The organism is Aminobacter aganoensis, from assembly GCF_014206975.1.
Lineage (GTDB): Bacteria > Pseudomonadota > Alphaproteobacteria > Rhizobiales > Rhizobiaceae > Aminobacter > Aminobacter aganoensis.
This window is the reverse complement of the sequence record NZ_JACHOU010000011.1, coordinates 35,433-56,610: the sequence shown is the minus strand read 5'-3', so window position 1 is coordinate 56,610 and position 21,178 is coordinate 35,433. Positions and strand designations below refer to the sequence as shown.

The 21,178-nt window shown below is 64.5% G+C and carries 17 protein-coding genes and 2 pseudogenes; 6 read left to right on the top strand and 13 right to left on the bottom strand.

What is annotated here, in order from left to right; all coding sequences use genetic code 11:
• Window positions 1–29 precede the first annotated feature (29 nt).
• Window positions 30–188, top strand: a complete 159-nt coding sequence (locus tag GGR00_RS18990) for a DUF3309 family protein (protein WP_082496519.1) — start codon at window positions 30–32, stop codon at window positions 186–188.
• A 27-nt stretch (window positions 189–215) separates the two neighbouring features.
• Here GGR00_RS18990 and GGR00_RS18985 read toward each other — a convergent pair whose 3' ends face one another.
• The gene (locus tag GGR00_RS18985; RefSeq protein WP_055974704.1) at window positions 216–1,400 is read right to left on the bottom strand and encodes an MFS transporter; all 1,185 of its coding nucleotides are present in this window, start codon (window positions 1,398–1,400) and stop codon (window positions 216–218) included.
• A 366-nt stretch (window positions 1,401–1,766) separates the two neighbouring features.
• On the opposite strand from GGR00_RS18985, the gene GGR00_RS18980 reads away from it, so the two are divergent.
• Entirely contained in the window at window positions 1,767–2,600 is an 834-nt protein-coding gene (locus tag GGR00_RS18980; protein ID WP_184117376.1) for an SH3 domain-containing protein, read from the top strand.
• A gap of 49 nt (window positions 2,601–2,649) precedes the next feature.
• Here GGR00_RS18980 and pyc read toward each other — a convergent pair whose 3' ends face one another.
• The 11 genes and pseudogenes from pyc to GGR00_RS18925 all read right to left on the bottom strand — a co-directional run bounded on the left by pyc (window position 2,650) and on the right by GGR00_RS18925 (window position 16,634).
• Window positions 2,650–6,108 (bottom strand): pyruvate carboxylase, encoded by a 3,459-nt coding sequence (gene pyc, locus GGR00_RS18975; protein WP_055974709.1) that lies wholly within the window; start codon window positions 6,106–6,108, stop codon window positions 2,650–2,652.
• A gap of 189 nt (window positions 6,109–6,297) precedes the next feature.
• Entirely contained in the window at window positions 6,298–7,416 is a 1,119-nt protein-coding gene (locus GGR00_RS18970) for a branched-chain amino acid ABC transporter substrate-binding protein (RefSeq protein ID WP_055974711.1), read from the bottom strand.
• A 144-nt stretch (window positions 7,417–7,560) separates the two neighbouring features.
• Window positions 7,561–7,908 (bottom strand): DUF6867 family protein, encoded by a 348-nt coding sequence (locus tag GGR00_RS18965; protein ID WP_055974715.1) that lies wholly within the window; start codon window positions 7,906–7,908, stop codon window positions 7,561–7,563.
• 11 nt (window positions 7,909–7,919) lie between these two features.
• Window positions 7,920–8,651, bottom strand: a complete 732-nt coding sequence (locus GGR00_RS18960) for an ABC transporter ATP-binding protein (protein WP_055974718.1) — start codon at window positions 8,649–8,651, stop codon at window positions 7,920–7,922.
• Window positions 8,648–8,902, bottom strand: a pseudogene (locus GGR00_RS28610) (ATP-binding cassette domain-containing protein); the annotation flags it as partial. The pseudogene GGR00_RS28610 and the gene GGR00_RS18960, both read right to left, overlap by 4 nt.
• A 654-nt stretch (window positions 8,903–9,556) precedes the next feature.
• Window positions 9,557–10,588: pseudogene (locus GGR00_RS28605) on the bottom strand (ABC transporter ATP-binding protein); the annotation flags it as partial.
• On the bottom strand, window positions 10,588–12,183 hold the full coding sequence (gene livM / locus GGR00_RS18945; protein ID WP_055974724.1) for a high-affinity branched-chain amino acid ABC transporter permease LivM: 1,596 nt from the start codon (window positions 12,181–12,183) through the stop codon (window positions 10,588–10,590). The gene livM and the pseudogene GGR00_RS28605, both read right to left, overlap by 1 nt.
• Before the next feature lie 4 nt (window positions 12,184–12,187).
• Window positions 12,188–13,090, bottom strand: coding sequence for a branched-chain amino acid ABC transporter permease (locus GGR00_RS18940; protein WP_055974727.1), 903 nt, complete (start codon window positions 13,088–13,090; stop codon window positions 12,188–12,190).
• A 346-nt stretch (window positions 13,091–13,436) separates the two neighbouring features.
• On the bottom strand, window positions 13,437–14,438 hold the full coding sequence (locus GGR00_RS18935; RefSeq protein ID WP_055974729.1) for a 4-hydroxyproline epimerase: 1,002 nt from the start codon (window positions 14,436–14,438) through the stop codon (window positions 13,437–13,439).
• A gap of 18 nt (window positions 14,439–14,456) precedes the next feature.
• The gene (locus tag GGR00_RS18930; RefSeq protein ID WP_055974733.1) at window positions 14,457–15,710 is read right to left on the bottom strand and encodes an NAD(P)/FAD-dependent oxidoreductase; all 1,254 of its coding nucleotides are present in this window, start codon (window positions 15,708–15,710) and stop codon (window positions 14,457–14,459) included.
• Window positions 15,711–15,740: 30 nt separating this feature from the next.
• On the bottom strand, window positions 15,741–16,634 hold the full coding sequence (locus GGR00_RS18925; protein ID WP_055974735.1) for a dihydrodipicolinate synthase family protein: 894 nt from the start codon (window positions 16,632–16,634) through the stop codon (window positions 15,741–15,743).
• A 115-nt stretch (window positions 16,635–16,749) separates the two neighbouring features.
• Between GGR00_RS18925 and GGR00_RS18920 the strand changes: the two genes are divergently transcribed.
• Window positions 16,750–17,397, top strand: a complete 648-nt coding sequence (locus tag GGR00_RS18920; RefSeq protein ID WP_055974737.1) for a GntR family transcriptional regulator — start codon at window positions 16,750–16,752, stop codon at window positions 17,395–17,397.
• 83 nt (window positions 17,398–17,480) lie between these two features.
• Here the strand turns inward: GGR00_RS18920 and GGR00_RS18915 are convergent, their stop codons facing one another.
• Window positions 17,481–18,977, bottom strand: a complete 1,497-nt coding sequence (locus tag GGR00_RS18915) for a CoA-acylating methylmalonate-semialdehyde dehydrogenase (protein ID WP_055974739.1) — start codon at window positions 18,975–18,977, stop codon at window positions 17,481–17,483.
• Window positions 18,978–19,157: 180 nt separating this feature from the next.
• On the opposite strand from GGR00_RS18915, the gene GGR00_RS18910 reads away from it, so the two are divergent.
• The 3 genes from GGR00_RS18910 to GGR00_RS18900 all read left to right on the top strand — a co-directional run bounded on the left by GGR00_RS18910 (window position 19,158) and on the right by GGR00_RS18900 (window position 21,175).
• Complete coding sequence (locus GGR00_RS18910; protein ID WP_055974742.1) at window positions 19,158–20,039, top strand: LysR family transcriptional regulator; 882 nt, start codon at window positions 19,158–19,160, stop codon at window positions 20,037–20,039.
• A gap of 105 nt (window positions 20,040–20,144) precedes the next feature.
• Window positions 20,145–20,774 (top strand): hypothetical protein, encoded by a 630-nt coding sequence (locus GGR00_RS18905; protein WP_055974744.1) that lies wholly within the window; start codon window positions 20,145–20,147, stop codon window positions 20,772–20,774.
• Window positions 20,775–20,779: 5 nt separating this feature from the next.
• Window positions 20,780–21,175 carry a VOC family protein gene (locus tag GGR00_RS18900; RefSeq protein ID WP_184700396.1) on the top strand — a complete coding sequence of 132 codons (396 nt, stop codon included), beginning with the start codon at window positions 20,780–20,782 and terminating at the stop codon, window positions 21,173–21,175.
• Window positions 21,176–21,178 lie beyond the last annotated feature (3 nt).

Below are 21,178 nucleotides of genomic sequence, written 5' to 3'. Positions count from 1 at the left end.
ATGCAACACGAATATTGCGAGGCACGACAATGACCATTTCGACGCTGCTTCTGATCATCCTGATCCTGATCCTGCTCGGCGCAGTGCCCGCATGGCCCCATTCCCGCGGCTGGGGCTACGGCCCCTCCGGCATTGTCGGCGTCTTGCTCGTCGTGCTTCTGGTGCTGATGCTGATGGGCCGCGTCTGATAGCGCCGACCGGCGTTGCCGCGACGGCTATTCAGCCGGAGCAGTATGAGGCATCGCCCTGAAATCGGCATGGCGGGCGAGCCCCGCCATAAGGCAGACTACCACCAGCAACCCCGACAACGTCACGAAGACCGGCGCGAAGCCGACATGTCCGGCAACGAACCCGATCCCCGAGGGAGCAACCAGGATGCCCGAATAGCCCATCGTCGTGACGACGCTCATGCCGATATTGGACGGCACGCCGGGCTGGTTGCCGGCAGCGGAAAAGGCGATCGGCACCATGTTGGCGACGCCCAGGCCGCAGAAGGCGAATGCCGCGATCGCCACCCACGGGTTTGGCGCCAGGCCTGCGGCAAGCATGCCGCATGCCGCGATGAGCGCCGAGACGCGCAGCGTCGTCACCGCGCCGAAACGATTGCGCACGCCGTCGCCGAGGAATCGCATCAGCGCCATGATGCCCGAGAAGGCAGCGAAGGCGAAACCGGCAGTGGCGATATCGGCGCCGAGTTCCTGCTTGAGATAGAGTGCGGCCCAGTCGAGCACCGCCCCTTCGGGGATCATCGAGAACAGCGCCATGATGCCGACGAGGTAGATCGTGGGCAGCCGCGGCAGGCGGAAATGATGGTGCTCATGCGCCACCGGCTTGTCCTCGCCGATCAGGTGAGGCAGGGCGAATGCCGTCATCGCCGCAGCGGCAACGGTGACGAACATCGCATGCGGCAGATGGCCGAAACTCAGGATGAAGAGACCGCCAAGTCCGCCTCCGGCAAAGCCGCCGAGGCTCCAGAAGCCATGCGACGACGACATGATCGCGCGAGACAGCTTTCTTTCAACCGCAACCGCATTCGCGTTCATCGCCACGTCCATGGCGCCGATCGAACCGCCGAAGATGAACATGGTCACCGCCGCCACCCAGACATTTGGCGACAGCACCACCAGCAGCAGGGCAAAGACCACGATCCACGCAAAGCCGATCACCACCGGCCGCGAGCCGCGCTTGGTCATCAGATAGCCGGAGAAGGGCATCGCCGTCAGCGCGCCGAGACCGAACACCAGGATCAGCAGGCCGAGCACGAACTCGCTGATCTCCAGCCGCGTCAGCAGCAGCGGGATCTGCGGCGCCCAGCTTCCGGTGATGAAACCGTTGATGAAGAAGGCGGCGGCTACGGCCCAGCGGGCCCGGCTAGCGGTGGTGGTGTTGGGAGCGTCCATCGCCGCGTCTCCTAGCACATGGGTCCTGCGCCTGAAATCGATTTCAGGTCGGCGTGACCGAAGGATTCGAAATGTTACCGCGCTCGCGCCGGGCAGCATCAGCAGGATTGCGTCGGTGGTCATCTTTAAATCGATTTAGATACAGATCAAGGCGTAGCTGCGCGCAATCATTGGGCCAGCCGGTTAACCAAGGTTAACGATTGCCCGAATTCCGTCCAATAGCCGTTGTACGCGAACCTCTGAGGAATGGCGGCGGACAGGCAACACTCTCCGCTCGCGCGCTTGGTTCCGCTCTATGCATGCTTGCGCGGGTTGGGGGTCGATGCCGGCTGGACGCCGGGTCGCACCGTTGTGGAGTGTTGTACCATGAATACCCTTGCTTTCCGGCGCGCCGGAACATCAAGCCGCCTGGTTGAACAATTGCGACAGTCGGGCGCCAGCCTGCCGGGACCAAACCTGTCCAGATCAGGCGTCGCGCTGATTGCGGGCGCAACCGTTGTGGCGGTCGCGCTAGCCGGCTTCCTGATCATCGGCGCGTCGGAGCCCGACCCGACCCAGACGGCAGCCGTACCGCCACGCGTCACGTTGCCCCAAACAGCAAGCGCCGCGCCGCCCGTTGCGCGTGACGAGAAGTCGGCTGCCGCCGTCGAGCCTCGCCAGCCCGCGAAATCCGCACTGTCAGCGGCCCCGCCGATTTCAGGGGAAACGCCCAAGGCCCACTTCAGTCCTTCGCCGCCTGTCGCGGCCAACCTGCCGGACAGCGCGGCCGGCCCGGACGAGCGCAGTGGCGGCCCGGTAGCCAACGCGGGCTTGGCCGCGGCCCCCGACACCGCCGACACGGCGTCGATTGCGCCTGACGGCTTGCGTGGATCGCTCGATGTCCAGGTCGCGGAAACGGAAGCCGAAATAGCGATGCTCGAAGCATCGACCGGCATGGTCGATGCCAATGCGGTGGGCGCCATCGAGCCTCCCCTGCCCGAACTGAGCCCCGCCAAGGCCGCCAAATACGCCAACCTGCGCGACGGCCCGGCCGATGAAGCCAATGTGATCGTCGTGGTACCGGCCAATGCCGCCATCGAGGCCGAGACAAGCTGCAACTGGTGCACGGTCGTCTACAACGGCCAGCGCGGCTATATGTTCAAGAGCCTGATCCGCCGCAGCGTCAAGGAAGAGGCCGCCGCTGGCCAGGGGTTGTTCTAGACTAGGACGCGAGACAGGCCGGGCGACGAACGTCCCCGGCCTGCATTTGTCAGCCATAGACGACGAGCAGGTCCTTGGCGTCGATCTGGTCGCCGGCGCGCACAAGCACTTCGGCGATCGTGCCGTCGCGCTCGGCGTGCAACGCCGTTTCCATCTTCATCGCCTCGATCGACAGCAGCACGTCGCCGGCCTTGATCGGCTGGCCGGCCGCAACCGCAAGCGTCGACACCACGCCGGGCATCGGCGCGCCGATATGGGCATCGTTACCCGGTTCGGCCTTGCGCCTTGCCTTGGAAGCGGATGCGCCATGCGCCCGGTCCGGCACCTTGACGCGGCGCGGCTGGCCGTTGAGTTCGAAGAACACCGTCACCATACCCTTTTCGTCGACATCGCCGACGGCAAGGCAGCGGATGACCAGCGTCTTGCCCTTCTCGATGTCGACGAAGACCTCGTCCTCCGGCTTCATGCCGTAGAAATAGGTCGGTGTCGGCAGCACGCTGACCGGACCGTAGGTCTCCTGGGCGTTGGCGAAGTCCGAAAACACCTTCGGGTACATCAGCCAGGAGGCGAACTCGTTTTCCGAGAGCTTGCGGCCGAGCTTGGTCTCGATGTCGCTACGGTTGGCCTTGAGGTCGGCAGCCTTGAGCAGCGAGCCGGGGCGCGCGGTAATCGGCTTCTCGCCCTTCAGCACCTTCTTCTGCAGTGCTGCCGGCCAGCCGCCGGGCGACTGGCCTAGGTCGCCGCGCAGCATCGATACCACCGAATCCGGGAAGGCGATGTCCTTGGCCGGGCTCTCGACATCGGCAACGCTGAGTTCCTGGCTCACCATCATCAGCGCCATGTCGCCGACGACCTTCGACGACGGCGTGACCTTGACGATGTCGCCGAACATCAGGTTGACGTCGTGATAGGCCTGCGCCACCTCGTGCCAGCGGGTTTCCAGGCCGAGCGAGCGTGCCTGCTCCTTGAGGTTGGTGAACTGGCCGCCCGGCATCTCGTGCAGATAGACTTCGGAGGCCGGCCCCTTCAGGTCGCTCTCGAAGGCGGCATACTGGTTGCGCACCGCTTCCCAGTAGAACGAGATCCGGCGGATCCATTCCGGAGCCAGGCCCGGATCGCGATCCGAGCCGCGCAGCGCCTCGACGATCGAGCCCAGGCAGGGCTGCGAGGTGTTGCCGGAGAAGGCGTCCATCGCCGCGTCGATGGCGTCGACGCCGCTCTCGACAGCCGCCAGAACGGTTGCCGCCGACAGGCCCGACGTGTCGTGGGTATGGAAGTGGATCGGCAGGTCGGTCGCCTCGCGCAGCGCCTTGAACAACACGCGTGCCGCCGCCGGCTTGAGCAGGCCGGCCATGTCCTTGACGGCGATGATGTGGGCGCCGGCGGCTTCGAGTTCCTTGGCCAAGCCGACGTAATATTTCAGGTCGTACTTGGCGCGGTTCGGGTCGAGAATGTCGCCGGTATAGCAGATGGCCGCCTCGCAGAGCTTGCCCTCGGCGCCCACGGCATCCATCGACACGCGCATGTTGTCGACCCAGTTCAGGCAGTCGAAGACCCGGAACAGGTCGACGCCACCGGCCGCCGCCTGGCGCACGAAATGCTGCACGACATTGTCGGGATAGTTGGTGTAGCCGACGCCGTTGGCGCCGCGCAGCAGCATCTGCAGCAGGATGTTCGGTGCCGCCTGGCGCACCTTGTCGAGCCGCTCCCATGGATCTTCGGTCAGGAAGCGCATGGCAACGTCGAACGTCGCCCCGCCCCAGCATTCGAGCGACAGGAGCTGCGGCAGCGCCCGTGCGTAGGTGCCGGCGATCCTGGCAATGTCATGGGTGCGGACGCGGGTGGCGAGCAGCGACTGATGGCCGTCGCGCATCGTCGTGTCAGTGATCAGCACCTGCTTCTGCGCCCGCATCCATGCGGCAAACTTCTCCGGACCGAGATCGTCGAGCCGTTGCTTGGAGCCATCGGGAACCGGGCCGGTGAACCAGGGCACCACCGGCGCAGCCGCTTCCGGATTGGGCAGTGCGCGGCCACGCGTTTCCGGATGGCCGTTGACGGTAACGTCGGCGAGATAGTTGAGCAACTTGGTGGCGCGGTCCTGGCGCTTGACCTGGGCGAACAGCTCCGGCGTCGAATCGATGAACCTGGTGGTGTAGGAATTGTCGTGGAACGCCGGGTGCGTGATGATCGCTTCGAGAAAGGTCAGGTTGGTTGCAACGCCGCGGATGCGGAACTCGCGCAGCGCCCGGTGCATGCGCGCGATCGTCTCGTGCGGCGTCGGTGCCCAGGCCGTGACCTTCTCGAGCAGCGGATCGTAGAAGCGGGTGATGACCGCGCCCGAATAGGCCGTGCCGCCGTCGAGCCGGATGCCGAAGCCGGTCGCCCCGCGATAGGCGGTGATGCGGCCATAGTCGGGGATGAAGTTCTGCTCGGGATCTTCGGTGGTGATGCGGCACTGGAGCGCGTGGCCGTTAAGCCTGATGTCGGCCTGGACAGGCACGCCCGATTCCGGCGTGCCGATCGCAGCGCCGTCGAGGATGTGGATTTGCGCCTTGACGATGTCGATGCCGGTCACCTGCTCGGTGACGGTGTGCTCGACCTGAATGCGCGGATTGACCTCTATGAAGTAGAATTTGCCGGTATCGGCGTCCTGCAGGAACTCCACCGTGCCGGCGCCGATATAGCTGGTTTCCTTGGCGATCTTCAGCGCATGGCCGCAGAGCTCCTCGCGCAGCGCGTCGGAAAGGTAGGGTGCCGGCGCGCGCTCGACGACCTTCTGGTTGCGCCGCTGGATCGAGCAATCGCGCTCGAACAGATGGACGGCATTGCCGTGCGTGTCGCCGAGGATCTGCACCTCGACATGGCGCGCACGCTCGACCAGCTTCTCGAGATAGACCTCATCCTTGCCGAACGCAGCCTTGGCCTCGCGCTTGCCTTCCATCACTTCACGAACGAGGTCGCCCTCGCTGCGGATGGCGCGCATACCGCGGCCGCCACCGCCCCACGACGCCTTGAGCATGACCGGGTAGCCGATCTCGGCGGCCAGCGCCTTCACCGCCTCCATGTCGTCGGGCAGCGGATTGGTGGCCGGAACCACGGGCACGCCCACTTCGATGGCGAGGTTGCGCGCGGCGACCTTGTTGCCGAGCCGGCGCATCGTCTCCGGCTTCGGGCCGATGAAGGTGATGCCGTTGGCAGCGCACGCCTCGGCGAATTCCGGGCTTTCCGACAGGAGCCCGTAGCCGGGGTGAATGGCGTCGGCGCCGGACAGCTTGGCGACGCGCATGATCTCGTCGATCGACAGGTAGCTCTCGATCGGTCCCATGTCTTTGGCGAGCCAGGGGCCGCGGCCGACCTGATAGCTTTCGTCAGACTTGAACCGATGCAGCGAGTATTTGTCCTCTTCCGCCCAGATCGCCACGGTTTTGATGCCCAGCTCGTTGGCCGCGCGGAAAACGCGAATGGCAATTTCGGATCGGTTGGCGACGAGGATCTTGCTGATCGGCACGAAAACACTCCAGAAACCGGATATTTAAGAGGCCGCGAATGATTAGCGGGAAAATGCTGCGGTGCAACCGAAATCACACCCTCTTAAATCGATTTAATTTCCGTAGCGTCAGATGGCCATTTTTTCCACGGCCATAAAAAATGCCCGACGCAAAGCGCCGGGCATTCCTTGGTCAGCTGTGCTGGAGAATTACTTCTGCTGCACGTAGGTGTACTTGCCGTCGGCACCCTTCTGCCACTCGTACATGACGTAGCCGGGAAGCTTCGGATCGCCCTTCTCGTCGAAGGAGATGTCGCCGAGCGCCGTCTTGAACGGGCCCTTCTCCTTGAGAGCCTTGGCCACTTCCTGCGTGTCGGTCGAACCGGCGGCAGTTGCGGCCGCTGCGATCGACTGCATCGCGGCGTAGGAGTAGAGCGTGTAGGCTTCCGGCTCGAAGCCAGCGGCGCGGAACTTCTCGACCAGATCCTTGTTCTCGGGGATCAGGCGCGGGTCCGGACCGAAGGTGTTGAGCGTGCCGGCAACGGCGTCGCCAGCGATCGAGGCGAGTTCGTTGGAGACGATGCCGTCACCCGAAACGAGCGTTGCCTTGAGACCCTGGTCAGCCGACTGGCGGATGATCAGGCCGGCTTCGGTGTGAAGGCCGCCCCAGTAGATGATCGAAACGCCGGCTTCCTTCATCTTGGCGATGAGCGCCGAGAAGTCCTTGTCGCCGATGTTGACGCCTTCATACATGACTTCGGTGACGCCGGCGGCGTTCATCGCCTTCTTGGTTTCGTCAGCGAGGCCCTGGCCGTAAGGCGTCTTGTCGTGGATGACGGCGATCTTGGCGTCCTTGAACTTCTCCGCCAGATAGGCGCCGGCAATGCCGCCCTGCTGGTCGTCGCGGCCGCAGGTGCGGAACACGTTCCACAGGCCACGCTCGGTGAAGGTCGGGTTGGTTGCCGCCGGGGTGACTTCGAGGATGCCGTTCTCGGCGTAGACTTCCGAGGCCGGGATCGAAACGCCCGAGTTGAAGTGGCCGACCACGAACTTGACGCCGTCAGCGACGAACTTGTTGGCAACCGAGATGCCCTGCTTCGGATCCGAGACGTCGTCGCCGACGACAAGCTTGATCTGCTCGCCGTTGATGCCGCCGGCCGCGTTGATGTCGGCGACCGCCTGTTCAGCGCCCTTCTGGAGCTGTGCGCCAAAGGCCGCGTTCGGGCCGGTGATCGGACCGGCGACGCCGACCAGGATATCGGCCCATGCGCTGCCGCTGAACGCCACGAGCGCGGTCAGTGCAACAGCCGACAAAAGTGACTTTTTCATAGAAACACTCCCATTAATTGAGTGGGCGTGGAGTTTCTTTCGTGCGATGCCCACCCATATCGCAGAAAGGTGAGTTTGCCGATTTTCCGGCAGTTGTCACGCCGATTCATTGGCGAATCGGCGCCGATATTGAAGTTCTGACGCTCAGGACTTCGATCTCCAAGAAAGCGGCGATACCTTTTCATAAAGCCAGTTGTATTGCGTCACCATCTGGTTGGTGCGGGTGTATTTATATCCAAGGAATGCGAACGCCATCAGCACGATAGTGTCGACAATGTAATATTGCAGCGTGAACATCGTGCCATCGAACAAGGCGTGGTGGATGAAGCGCACCGCGATGCCAAGTCCCAGGATGTAAAGCACCAGCTGGCCGTAGCTGCGCCATGTCTGGGCGCAGGCACGGCCGGTCATCCAGGCCGCCCAGCCGCCGAGCAGGCAGGTGACGAAGAAGAACTGCCAGATCGAGGGTTCCTCGTAGAGAATGCCCTGCATGATGGAACCTCCTAGTGACGCCCGCCTTCGAGATAGGCGGCGCGAACCTCGGGATCGGCGAGCAGGTCCTTGCCGGTACCGCTCATCGTGACGACGCCATTGACCATGACGTAGCCGCGCGTCGCGAGCTTGAGCGCCCCGAAGGCGTTCTGCTCGACGAGGAAGACGGTCAGGCCCTGGGTGCGATTGAGCTCGCGGATGGCGTCGAAGATCTGCTTGACGATCAGCGGTGCCAGACCCAGCGACGGCTCGTCGAGCAGGAGCAGCTTGGGCCGTGCCATCAGCGCACGGCCGATGGACAGCATCTGCTGCTCGCCGCCGGACAGCGTGCCGCCACGCTGGGCGATGCGCTCCTTGAGCCGGGGGAACAGCGCGAACACCTTCTCGACGTCCTCATCGAAGAATTTGAGGTTGTCGAGGCTGGCGCCCATCTGCAGGTTTTCCATCACCGTCATGCGTGGAAAAATGCGCCGTCCCTCCGGCGACTGCGCGATGCGCAGCCGGGCGATCTCGTGCGTCGGCAGATCGGTGATGTCAGTGCCGCCGAAGGTGATGGTGCCACGGCGCGCCCGGGGCGTGCCGAAGATGGTCATCATGAGCGTCGACTTGCCGGCGCCGTTGGCGCCGATCAAGGCGACGATCTCGCCCTCGTTGACCGTAACGTCGACGCCGTTAAGCGCACGGATGTTGCCGTAGTAGGTCTCGACACCCCTGATGTCGAGCAAGCTCTTACCCGCCGTCACTTGCCACCTCCGCGCTTGGCTTTCGCCGGCTTGGCCGCTTCACGCGCCAGCGCCTTGGCCTGCCCCACCCAGTCTTCACGCTCGATCCGGCCGTCGAAGGCGAGATAGGCCTCCGCCGCCGCGATGTCCGACTTCTTCCACGCCGCCACCTGGTCGAAATGGAAGATGCCGTGCTCGTTGAGCTTCTTTTCGTTCACCGGTCCGATGCCCTTGATCAGGATCAGCCGGTCCGGCACCCCACCGCGCGGAGCGGCGAGCACATTGGCGATCGTCTTGGCAGCCGGAGCCTTGGCTGCGGGCGCCTTGCCAGCCGCCTTATGTTTTGCGGCTGCGCCCTTGGCTGCTGGCGCGGGTTTCGGCGATGCCTTGGCCGCAGCAGGAGCCGCCTTGGCTGCCTTCGGAGCCTCGGCCTTTGCCGGCTTGGCAGCAGCCTTTGGAGCCGCGGCTGCAGGCTTTGCCGCTGCCTTCGGCGCTGGCGCCTTGGCAGACTTGGAAGCAACCTTCACCGGCTCGGTCTTGACCGCGGCAGGCTTGATCGGCTTGGCTGATGCCTTGGCGGCAGGCGCGGGCTTCGGTGCCGGGGCCGCCTTTGCCGCGTCGGCCTTCGCCGGCTTGGCCGCTGCTTTCGGAGCCGCCGCTGGTTTCGTCGCGGCCTTCGGGGCCGGCGCCTTGACCGGCGTGGAAGCAACCTTCGCCGGCTCTGCCTTCACCGCGGCCGTCTTTGTCGGCTTGGCCGGCGTCTTGGCGGCCGGGGCCGTTGCCTTGGCCGCCGGAGCCGCCGCGGTCTCGGCCGGGGCCTTCGCCTTCGCAGGCGCGGGCGCGGCCATCAGGCCGGCAGGCGGGGTGGCCGCCGACTTGGCTTTGGGCGCCTTCGCCGGAGCCGTCTTTGTCGCCGGCTTGGATGCGGCCTTGGCGTCGCGCGCCTCGACCTGTCCCGCCTTCGACGCACCCTTGGAAACGGTCACGATCTCGCCGTGTCCGTCGCTGTGGCTGATCGTATCGCTGACCGGCCCTGCCATCATCGAGGACGACGAACTCGGGCCATGCGACGGATCGGGCACGCCCTCCAGTTCCTCGATCACCTGCTCGTCGCCAACCTCGATCAGCACCTCGCTGACCTCTTCGTCGTCGACGCCGAGATAGGCTGCAATCACCTTCGGATCGGTCCTGACCGAGATCGGGTCGCCGTCGGAGATCTTGCGGCCATATTCGAGCACGACGACATGGTCGGAAATCTGCATGACGACCGACATGTCGTGCTCGATGAGCAGGATCGACGTGCCGGTATTTTCCTTGATGTCGATGAGCAGCGTGTTGAGCGCCAGCGACTCCTTCGGATTGAGGCCGGCCGCAGGCTCGTCGAGGCAGAGCAGCTCCGGCCCGGTGCACATGGCGCGCGCGATCTCCAGCCGCCGTTGCGCGCCATAGGGCAGGTCGCCCGCCGGATCGTCGGCGCGGTCGATCAGCTCGGCTTTTTCGAGCCAATGCTTGGCGAGTTCGACCGATTCCGCCGACGCCTTGCGATAGCCGCCAAGCCCCAGCAGGCCCATGACGGTGAAGCCCGAAGCCTTCATCAGCTTATTGTGCTGTGCCACCAGCAGGTTTTCGAGCAGCGTCATGCCCGAGAACAGCCGGATGTTCTGGAACGTGCGCGCCACCTTCGCCTTGGCCGTGATCTGGAAGTCGGGCATGCGCTCGAGCAGGAACTCGCCGCCTTCCCGACCGTTGAACCGGATCATGCCTTCGGTCGGCTTGTAGAAACCGGTGATGCAGTTGAAGACCGTCGTCTTGCCGGCGCCGTTCGGGCCGATCAGCGCGGTGATCTCGCCGCGCCGGACCTCGAACGAAAGGTCGCCGATGGCAACCAGGCCGCCGAACTTCATCGACAGATGCTCGACCTGCAGGATCGCATTGTTCATGGATGTGCTCGCGTTCATCAGCCGTGTCCTTCCTTGGTGAAGGCACCGGAGACGGCTTTTCGCTCATGCAGGAAGGCAGTGGGCTCTCGACTGCCGACAAAACCTCGCGGCTTCCACAGCATCACGATGACCATCGCCATGCCGAACAGCAGCATGCGGTAGAGCTCGGGCGTGAAGTCCTGCCCGAAGACCGCTTTCAGGAACTCCATCTCGCGCAGGATCTCGGTGCCGCCGATCATCACGGCGGCCGCAACCGCGATGCCGACCAGCGAGCCCATGCCGCCGAGCACGACGATGGCAAGGATGATCGCCGATTCCAGGAAGACGAAGGATTCGGGCGACACGAAGCCCTGGCGCGCGGCGAAGAACGAGCCGGCGAAGCCGCCGAACATCGCGCCGGTGGCAAAGGCGGTGAGCTTGGTCGTGGTCGTGTTGATGCCGAGCGAGCGGCAGGCGATCTCGTCCTCGCGCAGCGCTTCCCAGGCACGGCCGACCGGCATGCGCCGAAGCCGGATGGTGACGAAGGCGGTCAGCAGCGCCAGGCCGAGGATGAGGTAGTAGAGGAAGATCTTGTAGTAGGCACCGGACTGGGCGATGCCGAGCACCTTGGCGATGTAGTTCGGGTCGGAAACGTTGAACGACATCAGGCCGAAGAAGCTGACCTTCGGGATGCCCGAGATGCCGGCAGCGCCGTTGGTCACTTCGCGCCAGTTGATCAGTACCAGGCGGATGATTTCGCCGAACGCCAGCGTCACGATCGCCAGATAGTCTCCTCGAAGGCGCAGCACCGGGAACCCGAGCATGACGCCCCAGAAGGCAGCCATGATGCCGGCTACCGGCAGCAGGATCCAGAACGACCAGCCGAGCTGCGTCGCCAGCAAGGCGTAGGCATAGGCGCCGACGGCGTAGAAGGCGACATAGCCGAGGTCGAGCAGCCCGGCGAGGCCGACGACGATGTTCAGGCCCCAGGCCAGCATCACGTAGATCAGGATCTGGATGCCGAAATTGTCGACCCATTTGAGCGAGCCCTGGAAGCCGCCCGCCATCGAACCGGAGATGAGGGTCAGGGCCACCACCACGACGATCGGATAGGCCACCAGGACGCCGATGCCCAGCGCCGAGAAATGGGCCTGGATGAAGGCGCGGAAATAGAACATCACCGAGGCCAGCGCATAGATGATCGCCAGCGCGCGGAAGAAGCGCAGGTAGCCGGCAAGCACCGGCCCAAAGATAGAGTCGAGCGAACCGGCGAGCACGAACAGCAGCACGACGGCGACGAGCGCAGCGATGAAATAGGGCAGGCGGAAGAACCGCGTCGCCACGCTGTCCGGCAACAGGCCGCTCGCGACGTCGACGATCTTCTGCTTGGCCATGAACGGCTGGCCGTAGGCGACGTAGAGGAAGCGACCGGCCATCACCAGTGCGACGACGCTGGCGAGCAGGCCCCAGCGCGGAACGAGGATCAGTTCGTTGCGGATGTTCTGGTCGGTCCTAAGCCCGATGAACAGGAAGAACAGGCCGAAGGAGATCGCGCCCGCATAAAGCGCCTCCTTGATGCCGCGCTGGAACGGGGTAGCGGATTCTTCGCGTGTGGCTTGAGCAATGTTGGCCATGGGCTCAGACCTTCTCGACTTCGGGCCGGCCAAGAATGCCGGAGGGCAGGAAGATCAGCACGATGGCAAGGATCGAGAACGCCGCGACGTCCTTGTAGTCGATCGAGAAATAGGCCGACCACATGCTTTCGATGAAGCCGATCATCAGCCCGCCCAACATGGCGCCGGGCAGCGAGCCGATGCCGCCGAGAACGGCCGCGGTGAACGCTTTGACGCCTGGCACGAAACCGTCGGAGAAGGCGACGACGCCGTAATACATCAGGAACAGCGTGCCGGCGACGGCGGCGAGAGCGGCGCCCATGATGAAGGTGATGGAGATCGTGCGGTCGACGTCGATGCCGAGCAGGGCAGCCATCTTGCGGTCCTGCTCACACGCCCTTTGGGCGCGGCCGAGCGATGTCTTGTTGACCAGGTACCAGAACAGCGCCAGCAGCGACACGGTGACGATGACGATGATGATCTGCTTGAGCGAGATCGAGATGCCGCCGACATTGTAGACCGTCGAGACCATCGGCGGGATCGGCTTGTTGCGCGGACCTTGCGTCACCTGGACGAAGTTCGACAGCGCGATCGACATGCCGATTGCAGTGATCAGCGGCGCCAGCCGGAACGAACCGCGCAGCGGCCGGTAGGCGACCTTTTCGATGGTCCAGTTGTAGAGGCTGGTCATCAGCATCGCCACCACCATCATAATCAGCAAGGCGACGACGACCGGCACCGAATAGAACATGGCGGTGAGGATCAGGAACACGATCAGGGCGACGAATGCCCCGAGCATGAAAATGTCGCCATGGGCGAAATTGATCATCCCGATGATGCCGTAGACCATCGTGTAGCCGATAGCGATGAGGCCATAGATGGACCCCAGCGTCAGCCCGTTGACCATCTGCTGGACGAAGTACTGCATGTGAATGCGGCTCCCCTGGAATGTCGCGCTATGCACGCATTCCTTTTGATATTTCCCCTAGTCCTAAAGTTTCGAGCCTGGATTGCAACGTGATTCTTATGCCCGTTGCCGCCTGCCGGACGGCACTTGAAGCCGTCTCTGTTTTTATGCTGTCCAGGCCCTGGACCATTGCGCAACCTACCATTGGCTCAACGCAATGTCTTTGCCGATTCCGGTGATTTTGCGCGCCATATTCGAAGAACGTAGCGCCTGAATGCACCTCGGCAATATTTCCTTGCGCCTCGCCGCCGATATCCTTCCTAAGATTGTCTAGACATATTGGCCGTTTCTGCCTCCCGCCATACGACTAAATGACTACAAATCCATGGGCGAACGGATCGCGGTCGTCGATGAAGATGGTGTTCAATCCGGTCATCCGCGCCCAGCCACCGATCGAGGGAATGATGGCCGGCTTGCCGGCCACTTCGACCTCGCGTTCGACGCGTCCCTTGAACAGCGAACCGATGATCGATTCGTGCACGAAATCGTCGCCGGCCTTGAGCTTGCCCTTGCCGTGAAGCTGCGCCATGCGCGCCGAAGTTCCGGTGCCGCAGGGCGACCGGTCGATGGCCTTGTCGCCGTAGAACACGGCATTGCGGGCATGCGCTTCAGGATGCTTGGCGACGCCGGTCCACAACATGTGGGACAGCCGGTTGATGCCGGGATTCTCGGGATGGACGAACGAGTACTTCTCGTTGAGACGCTGGCGCACGACCGGGCTCCAGGCGATGAAATCGCCGGCGCCGCAGTCGGCCATGTCGCGGTAGTTTTCCTGCGGCTCGACGATGGCGTAGAAATTGCCGCCATAGGCGACGTCTACCTTGATCTCGCCGAGACCGGGGCACTCGACCGACAGCCCTTCGGCGTAGAGGAAGGACGGCACGTTGGTGATGCGCACCTCCTCGACATAGTCGCCGACCTGCTTGTACTCGGCGATGACCAGCCCGGCCGGGGTGTCGAGGCGAAGGACGCCCGGGGTCCTCGGCTTCACCAGCCCATGCTCGATCGCCATGGTGACGGTGCCGATGGTGCCGTGCCCGCACATCGGCAGGCAGCCCGACGTCTCGATGAACAGGATGGCGACATCGCAGTCCTCGCGCGTCGGCGGATAGAGGATCGATCCGGACATGACGTCGTGCCCACGCGGCTCGAACATCAGCCCGGTGCGGATCCAGTCATACTCGGCGAGGAAATGCGCCCGCCTTTCCATCATGGTCGAGCCTTCGAGGCGCGGCCCGCCGCCCGCCACCAGCCGCACCGGATTGCCGCAGGTGTGGCCGTCGATACAGAAGAAGGAATGGCGCGCCATGATAGGAGATACCTTGCGTCAGAAACGTTGGGCCGAAAAGGGGGTGAGATCGAGCGGCGGCCTTTGGCCCAGAACAAGGTCCCGCACCAGCCGGCCTGTGGCAGCGGCCTGGGTCAGGCCGAGATGACCATGGCCGAAGGCGTAGTGCACGTTGGGGTGACTGCGGGAGCCGCCGATGACCGGCAGTGAATCAGGTAGCGACGGGCGAAAGCCCATCCATTCGCGCCCGCCTGACGGATCCAGTCCCGGCAGGAACTTTCTGGCCTTGGCCAGCATTGCCTTCGAGCGGGCATAGTTGGGCGGCCGCGAAATGCCGCCGAGCTCGACCGCCCCGCCGACACGCAGGCCAGTGGCGAGTGGGGTGATGACGAAGCCGTGGCCGGTGAAGATGAGTTGCCGCTTCACGTCGAAGGCGGAAGACGGAAGCGTGGTGTTGTAGCCGCGCTCGGTTTCGAGCGGAATGACGTCGCCAAGCTGGCGGGCGAGAAGATGCGACCAGGCCCCGGCAGCGATCAGCACCTTTTGCGCAAACAGCGTACGGCCCTGCTTGAGCTGGATCAGGACGCGGTCTCCGGTCGGACGAACCAGCCCGACATCGCCCTTGACGAAGGCAGCCCCCCTTGCTTCGGCATGGCGCCAGATCGCCTTGCCGAGGTCCTTGGGGTCGGACACGGTCTTCCAGCCGGGAACGAACGTGCCGCGCGTAAACCGGTCGGCGAGACCGGGCTGGTAGTCGGCGAGCTCGCTCTTGTCGAGATGGCGGCAGGCAATGCCGAAACGGTCGCGCGCCGCCCAACTTGGCAGCGCGTCCTTGAATTCCGCATTGCTCTCGTAAAGCTCGAGCGAGCCGTCCTCGCGCAGCATCGAGCTGGCGCCGGTACGGGCCATAAGCGACGCCCATTCCTGCTCGGCGAGTTTCATCAGCCCCGCTTGCGCTGCAAGGCTCGCCTCGTAATTGGCGGGCGCCCCGGCACGCCAGAAGCGGTAGAGCCACGGCAGGAGTTTTGGCAGGTAGGCAGGCGGAATGCTGAGCGGTCCCAGCGGATCGGCAAGCCATTTCGGCACGTTGCGCATCATGCCCTTGTGGGCGAGCGGCAGCACGTCGGAGAAGGCGAAAGCCCCGGCATTGCCAGAGCTTGTTTCCTCACAGATGCCGGTGCGGTCAAGCACCATCACCTTGCACCCGGCGTCGACGAGATAGGCAGCAGCCGCGATGCCGACGATGCCGGCACCGATGATGGCGATGTCGATCTCCTCGACCGCTGCATTCATGCCTTGCCCCTCCCCCGGGCTTGCCCCTGATCAGAACGACGGCAGTTTGGGCCTGATCGCCAGCGCATCCTTGATGATCTTTTCGGCCGCGTTGCGGCGCTCGCCGGAAAGCGGCTTGCGCGGCATGCGCACGCGGTCGTTGGAGCCGATCGCCAGCACCTCCGCCAGCTTGATGTTCTGGACCAGATAGGTCGAGACGTCGAGGTCGAGCAGTGGGCGGAACCAACGGTAGATCGCAAGCGCCTCTTCGCGGCGGCCCTGCTTCATCAGCTGGTAGATGGCGACCGTCTCGCGCGGGAAGGCAACAACCAGTCCCGCGACCCAGCCGATGGCGCCGACCGACAGTGCCTCGAAGGCGAGGTTGTCGACGCCGGTGAACAGATCGTAGCGGTTGCCCAGGCGATTGATGATCTCGGTCGAGCGGCGGATGTCGTCCGACGATTCCTTGACCGCGACGAAGCGCTTGTCCGACGCCAGCTCCTCCATCTGGTCGACGGTGACGTCGACGCGATAGGCGAGGCGATTGGAATAGATCATCACCGGCAGGTCGCCGGCTTCGGCCACGGCGCGAAGGGCGGCCACCGTCTCTTCCGGATTGGTGTGGTAGATCGGGCTCGGCACAACCATCAGGCCGGAGGCGCCTTCCTTGGCGGCGCGCCTGGCGATCGCGGCTGCTTCGCGGGTGCCGGCCTCGTTGACGGTCAGCAGCACCGGCTTGTTGCCGGCGACCTTCTGGGCCGTCTTCAGCACCTCGATCTTCTCGTCATGCGACAGCATCGGGCCTTCGCCGAGCGAGCCGGCGACGATCAGGCCGTCGCACCCTGCCTCCATCTGCAACGCAAAGCAGCGCTCCATCTCGGCATGGTCGAGGCGGTCGTCCGCCGTGAACTTGGTGGTGACTGCTGGGATGACTCCGGCCCACATGGTGCTTTCTCCATCTGATATATCACTGATATATGACGAGGAAACCAGTGCTGTCAATCCGGATTCGGCTCTGATATATCAAAAATATATCATTGCGCTTTCAAACGATTCGATCATGCAAGTTGAGAAACTGGAACCGGCAGCGACCCGCGCCTATCACGAGCTGGAACGGCTGATCGTGACCCTGGAACTCGCCCCCGGCAGCGTTGCCACCGAAGGCGGACTGATCGATCGGCTCGGCCTCGGCCGCACGCCGGTGCGCGAGGCGATCCAGCGGCTGGCTTGGGAAGGGCTCGTCGAGATCAGGCCGCGCGCCGGCCTGGCGATTGCGCCGCTCCACCCCGGCGACTGGCTGCGCGTGCTCGACGCGCGGCGCGGCATCGAACTCGTGCTCGCCCGCTCGGCGGCGCGCTTCGTCACCCGCGACGCCGCCAACCAGTTCCATGCCGCCGCCCTGGCGATGCAGAAGGCAGTGATTGCGGCCGACGTGCTCGGCTTCCTCGAAGCCGACAAGGCCCTCGACGAAGCGCTGGCGCTCGCCGCCGACAATGATTTCGCCGCCCGGCTGGCCGCGCCCTTGCAGACCCACAGCCGCCGCTTCTGGTTCCGCTACCAGCGCGAGACCGGCCTCGCCGCGTCGGCCGAACACCATGTCGCGTTGATCCGCTCGATCCTCGAGCATGACGAGGAAGGTGCGGCTCAGGAAGCCGAGCGGCTTATGTCGATGCTGCGCGCCCACGCCGAGTCGGCGGCGACACGGTAGCAGCTCCGGAGTCGAACCGGATACGCAAAACGGCCCAGAAGCGAGTTCCGGGCCGTTTCAGTTTTAGGATTGATCGAGGGCTATCAGTTCATCGTCGGAATGACGAACTCCGCACCATCCTTCACACCCGAGGGCCAGCGCGACGTCACCGTCTTGGTCTTGGTGTAGAAGCGGAAGGCATCGGTGCCGTGCTGGTTCAGGTCGCCGAAGGACGACGCCTTCCAGCCGCCGAAGGTGTAGTAGGCGATCGGCACCGGGATCGGCACGTTGATCCCGACCATGCCGACCTGGACGCGGGAGGCGAAATCGCGGGCAGCGTCGCCGTCACGGGTGAAGATGGCAACGCCGTTGCCCATCTCGTGGTCGTTGGCGAGCTTGATCGCGTTCTCATAGTTCGGCGCACGGACGACCGACAGCACCGGACCGAAGATCTCTTCCTTGTAGACGCGCATTTCGGCGGTGACATGGTCGAACAGGCAGCCGCCCATGTAGAAGCCGTTCTCGTAGCCCTGCATCTTGAAGCCGCGGCCGTCGACGACCAGCTTGGCGCCTTCCTTGACGCCGATGTCGACGTAACCCTTGATGCGCTCCAGCGCCTCGCGCGTCACCACCGGGCCGAAATCGGCCGACGAGTCGGTCGAAGGGCCGACCTTCAGGCTTTCGACGCGCGGAACCAGCTTTTCCATCAGCCGCTCGGCCGTGTCGTGGCCGACCGGCACCGCCACCGAGATCGCCATGCAGCGCTCGCCGGCCGAGCCGTAGCCGGCGCCGATCAGCGCGTCGACTGTCTGGTCCATGTCGGCGTCTGGCATGATGATCATGTGGTTCTTGGCGCCGCCGAAGCACTGCACGCGCTTACCGTTGGCGCAGCCGCGGCTGTAGATGTACTGGGCGATCGGCGTCGAGCCGACAAAGCCGACGGCCTTGATGTCGGGATCGTCGAGGATGGCGTCGACCACGGTCTTGTCGCCGTTGACGACGTTGAGGATGCCGGCGGGAAGACCCGCTTCAAGGAACAGCTCGGCAATGCGCAGCGGCACGCCCGGGTCGCGCTCGGAAGGCTTCAGGATGAAGGCGTTGCCGCAGGCGATGGCCGGGGCGATTTTCCACAGGGGGATCATCGCCGGGAAGTTGAACGGGGTGATGCCGGCGACGACGCCGAGCGCCTGGCGCATCGAGTAGACGTCGATGCCGGGACCAGCGCCGTCGGTGAACTCGCCCTTCATCATGTGCGGAGCGCCGATGCAGACCTCGACCACTTCAAGGCCGCGCTGGATGTCGCCCTTGGCGTCGGCGATGGTCTTGCCGTGTTCGCGGGCCAGCAGTTCGGCCAGCGAGTCGTATTCCTTCTGCACCAGCTCCAGGAACTTCATCAGCACGCGCACGCGGCGCTGCGGATTGGTGGCTGCCCATGCCGGCTGCGCTGCCTTGGCGTTTTCGACTGCGGCGCGCAGTTCCTGCGCCGAGGCCAGCGCCACGGTGGCGCGCACCGAGCCGTCCATCGGCTGCAGCACGTCCTGCTTGCGTCCGCTGGTGCCGGCGACATGCTTGCCGCCGATGAAATGACCGTAGTCGACCATTGCTTCTCTCCCAATTCCTTGCTGATGGCCTATTGTCCCGCTTAACACGCGCCTTTGCAACGCGAGGGCGAACGCAACCGTTGTGCAGAAAATAAAGCCCGACAAGAGCTTGAATGCGATTTCATGCATAGTAGGGTGTGCGGACCGCAGCTTTCCTCGCCCTCAGGATGGGAATCGCCGATGAACTGGGACGACGTCCGCATCTTCCTCGCTGTCGCCCGCACCGGCCAGATCCTGGGGGCCGCGCGCCGGCTGGAGCTCAACCACGCAACGGTGTCGCGCCGCGTGGCAGCACTCGAGGAAGCGCTCAAGACCAAGCTTTTTCGCCGGCTGACGACGGGAAGCGAACTGACGCCGTCCGGCGAACGTTTCCTGGAAGTCGCCGAGCGCATGGAAGCCGACATGCTGACTGCCCGCGCCGAGATTTCGGGTGAAGGCGACGAGGTCGCGGGCACCGTGCGCATCGGCGCCCCCGACGGCTTTGGCGTCGCCTTCCTGGCCCAGCGCCTCGGTGCGCTGACGGCCCAGCACGCCGACCTCCGCATCCAGCTCGTCCCGGTTCCCAGAACCTTTTCGCTGTCGCGGCGCGAGGCCGACATTGCCATCACCACCGAGCGGCCGAGCGAAGGCCGGCTGGTGGCGGCAAAGCTCGTCGACTATTCGCTCGGCCTGTTTGCCTCGCGCGCCTATGCCGAAGAACACGGCCTGCCCACTTCGCGCACGGAGCTTTCGGCCCACCGCCTGATCGGCTACGTGCCCGATCTCGTCGTCAGCCCCTCGCTCGACTACGCCGCCGAGTTCAGTCCCTCCTGGGAGTCGGCCTTTTCGATCTCGTCGGCGCTCGGACAGGTCGAGGCGGTGCGTTCCGGCGCCGGCATCGGCATCCTGCACACCTTCATCGCCCGCACCATTTCAGAGATCGTGCCGGTGACGGCCATAGCCCCGATCCGCCGCGCCTACTGGCTCGTCTACCACGAATCCGTCCGGCCGCTGCGCCGCGTCCAGACAGTGGCGGGTTTCATCACCAAGGCGGTGGAGCGCGAACGGGCTCTGTTCATCTAGCCCATAGGCTTTGAGCGTCATGCTTTCACGCGTGCGGCGTGTCCTGAGCCCTTCCGACAATCTCGCACATCCGCTAACATCGCCCTTCCATGCGAGGAAACCGATTTGCTGCCCCGCCCCTACGCAGAATTGCTGCGCAAGGCCCGGCGCGCCACGCGACGCGCCGACGAGGCCGAAGACCTGCTGCAGACGATCCTTGTCGCGGCGGTCGAAGCAGGGCGCACCGACCTGTCAAAGATCGAGAACCGGCGCTGGCTGGAAGGCGCGTTGCGGCGCCGTGCTGCCTTCGACGCGCGTTCGGCTGTACGCCGCAGGCAGCGTGAGGCACCGTTTGCCGCCGGCAGCTGCGAGCCGGCGCATGCCGAAACCGTGCCCGTGCGTTTCGTGGCGACTTTGCCGCCCAGCCTGCGCACGACCACGCTGCTGGCCCTGACGGGTCACACGCGGCAGGAGATCGCCTGGCTGCAGCGCCTTGCCGACCCCGCACTTCGCCAGCGCATCGCCGAGATCCGGCGGCGCTGGACGGCCTTTGGCGGCGACCCGGTCGCCGAAATCCCCGGCCTGGCCGGCGCGCTAGCCTTCGGAAGCATCAGGCGCTCCCTGCTGGCGATGGCGCGGCAACCGGGCGCCCTACTCGCAAGCCACGATCCCGACGGACATCTTTTTGTGATCGGCACCTCACAAAACCCTGCCGCACGGCAACTCAACAGGCGTGCAACCGAAATCACGGAGTGACCAGAATGTTCGGCAAACGCAAACTCGGCAACATCTGCTATTACGTCTCGGATATCGACAGGACCGAGGCCTTTTATCGCGATGTCATGGGGCTGGACGTCCAGCGCATGGAGGGCGACGGAGAGGGCGACTGGCTGATCGCCAGCACCGTCAACGGCGTCGACCTGATCTTCTTCAAGATGGAGTCGCACCCTGGCAACTCGCCCATCATCGTCTTCGAGATCGCCGACGGCGGCATCGACGACATCGTCTCGTCGCTGGCCGGCAAGGGCGTGACCATCGTCACCCCGGTGAGTCATGCACCAGGCGGCTGGTCGTCCGAATTCGCCGATCCCGACGGCCACGTCATCTCGATGTACCAGTCGACGGAAGTGCCGCGTTCGCTGAAAAAGGTCGCGTGAAGG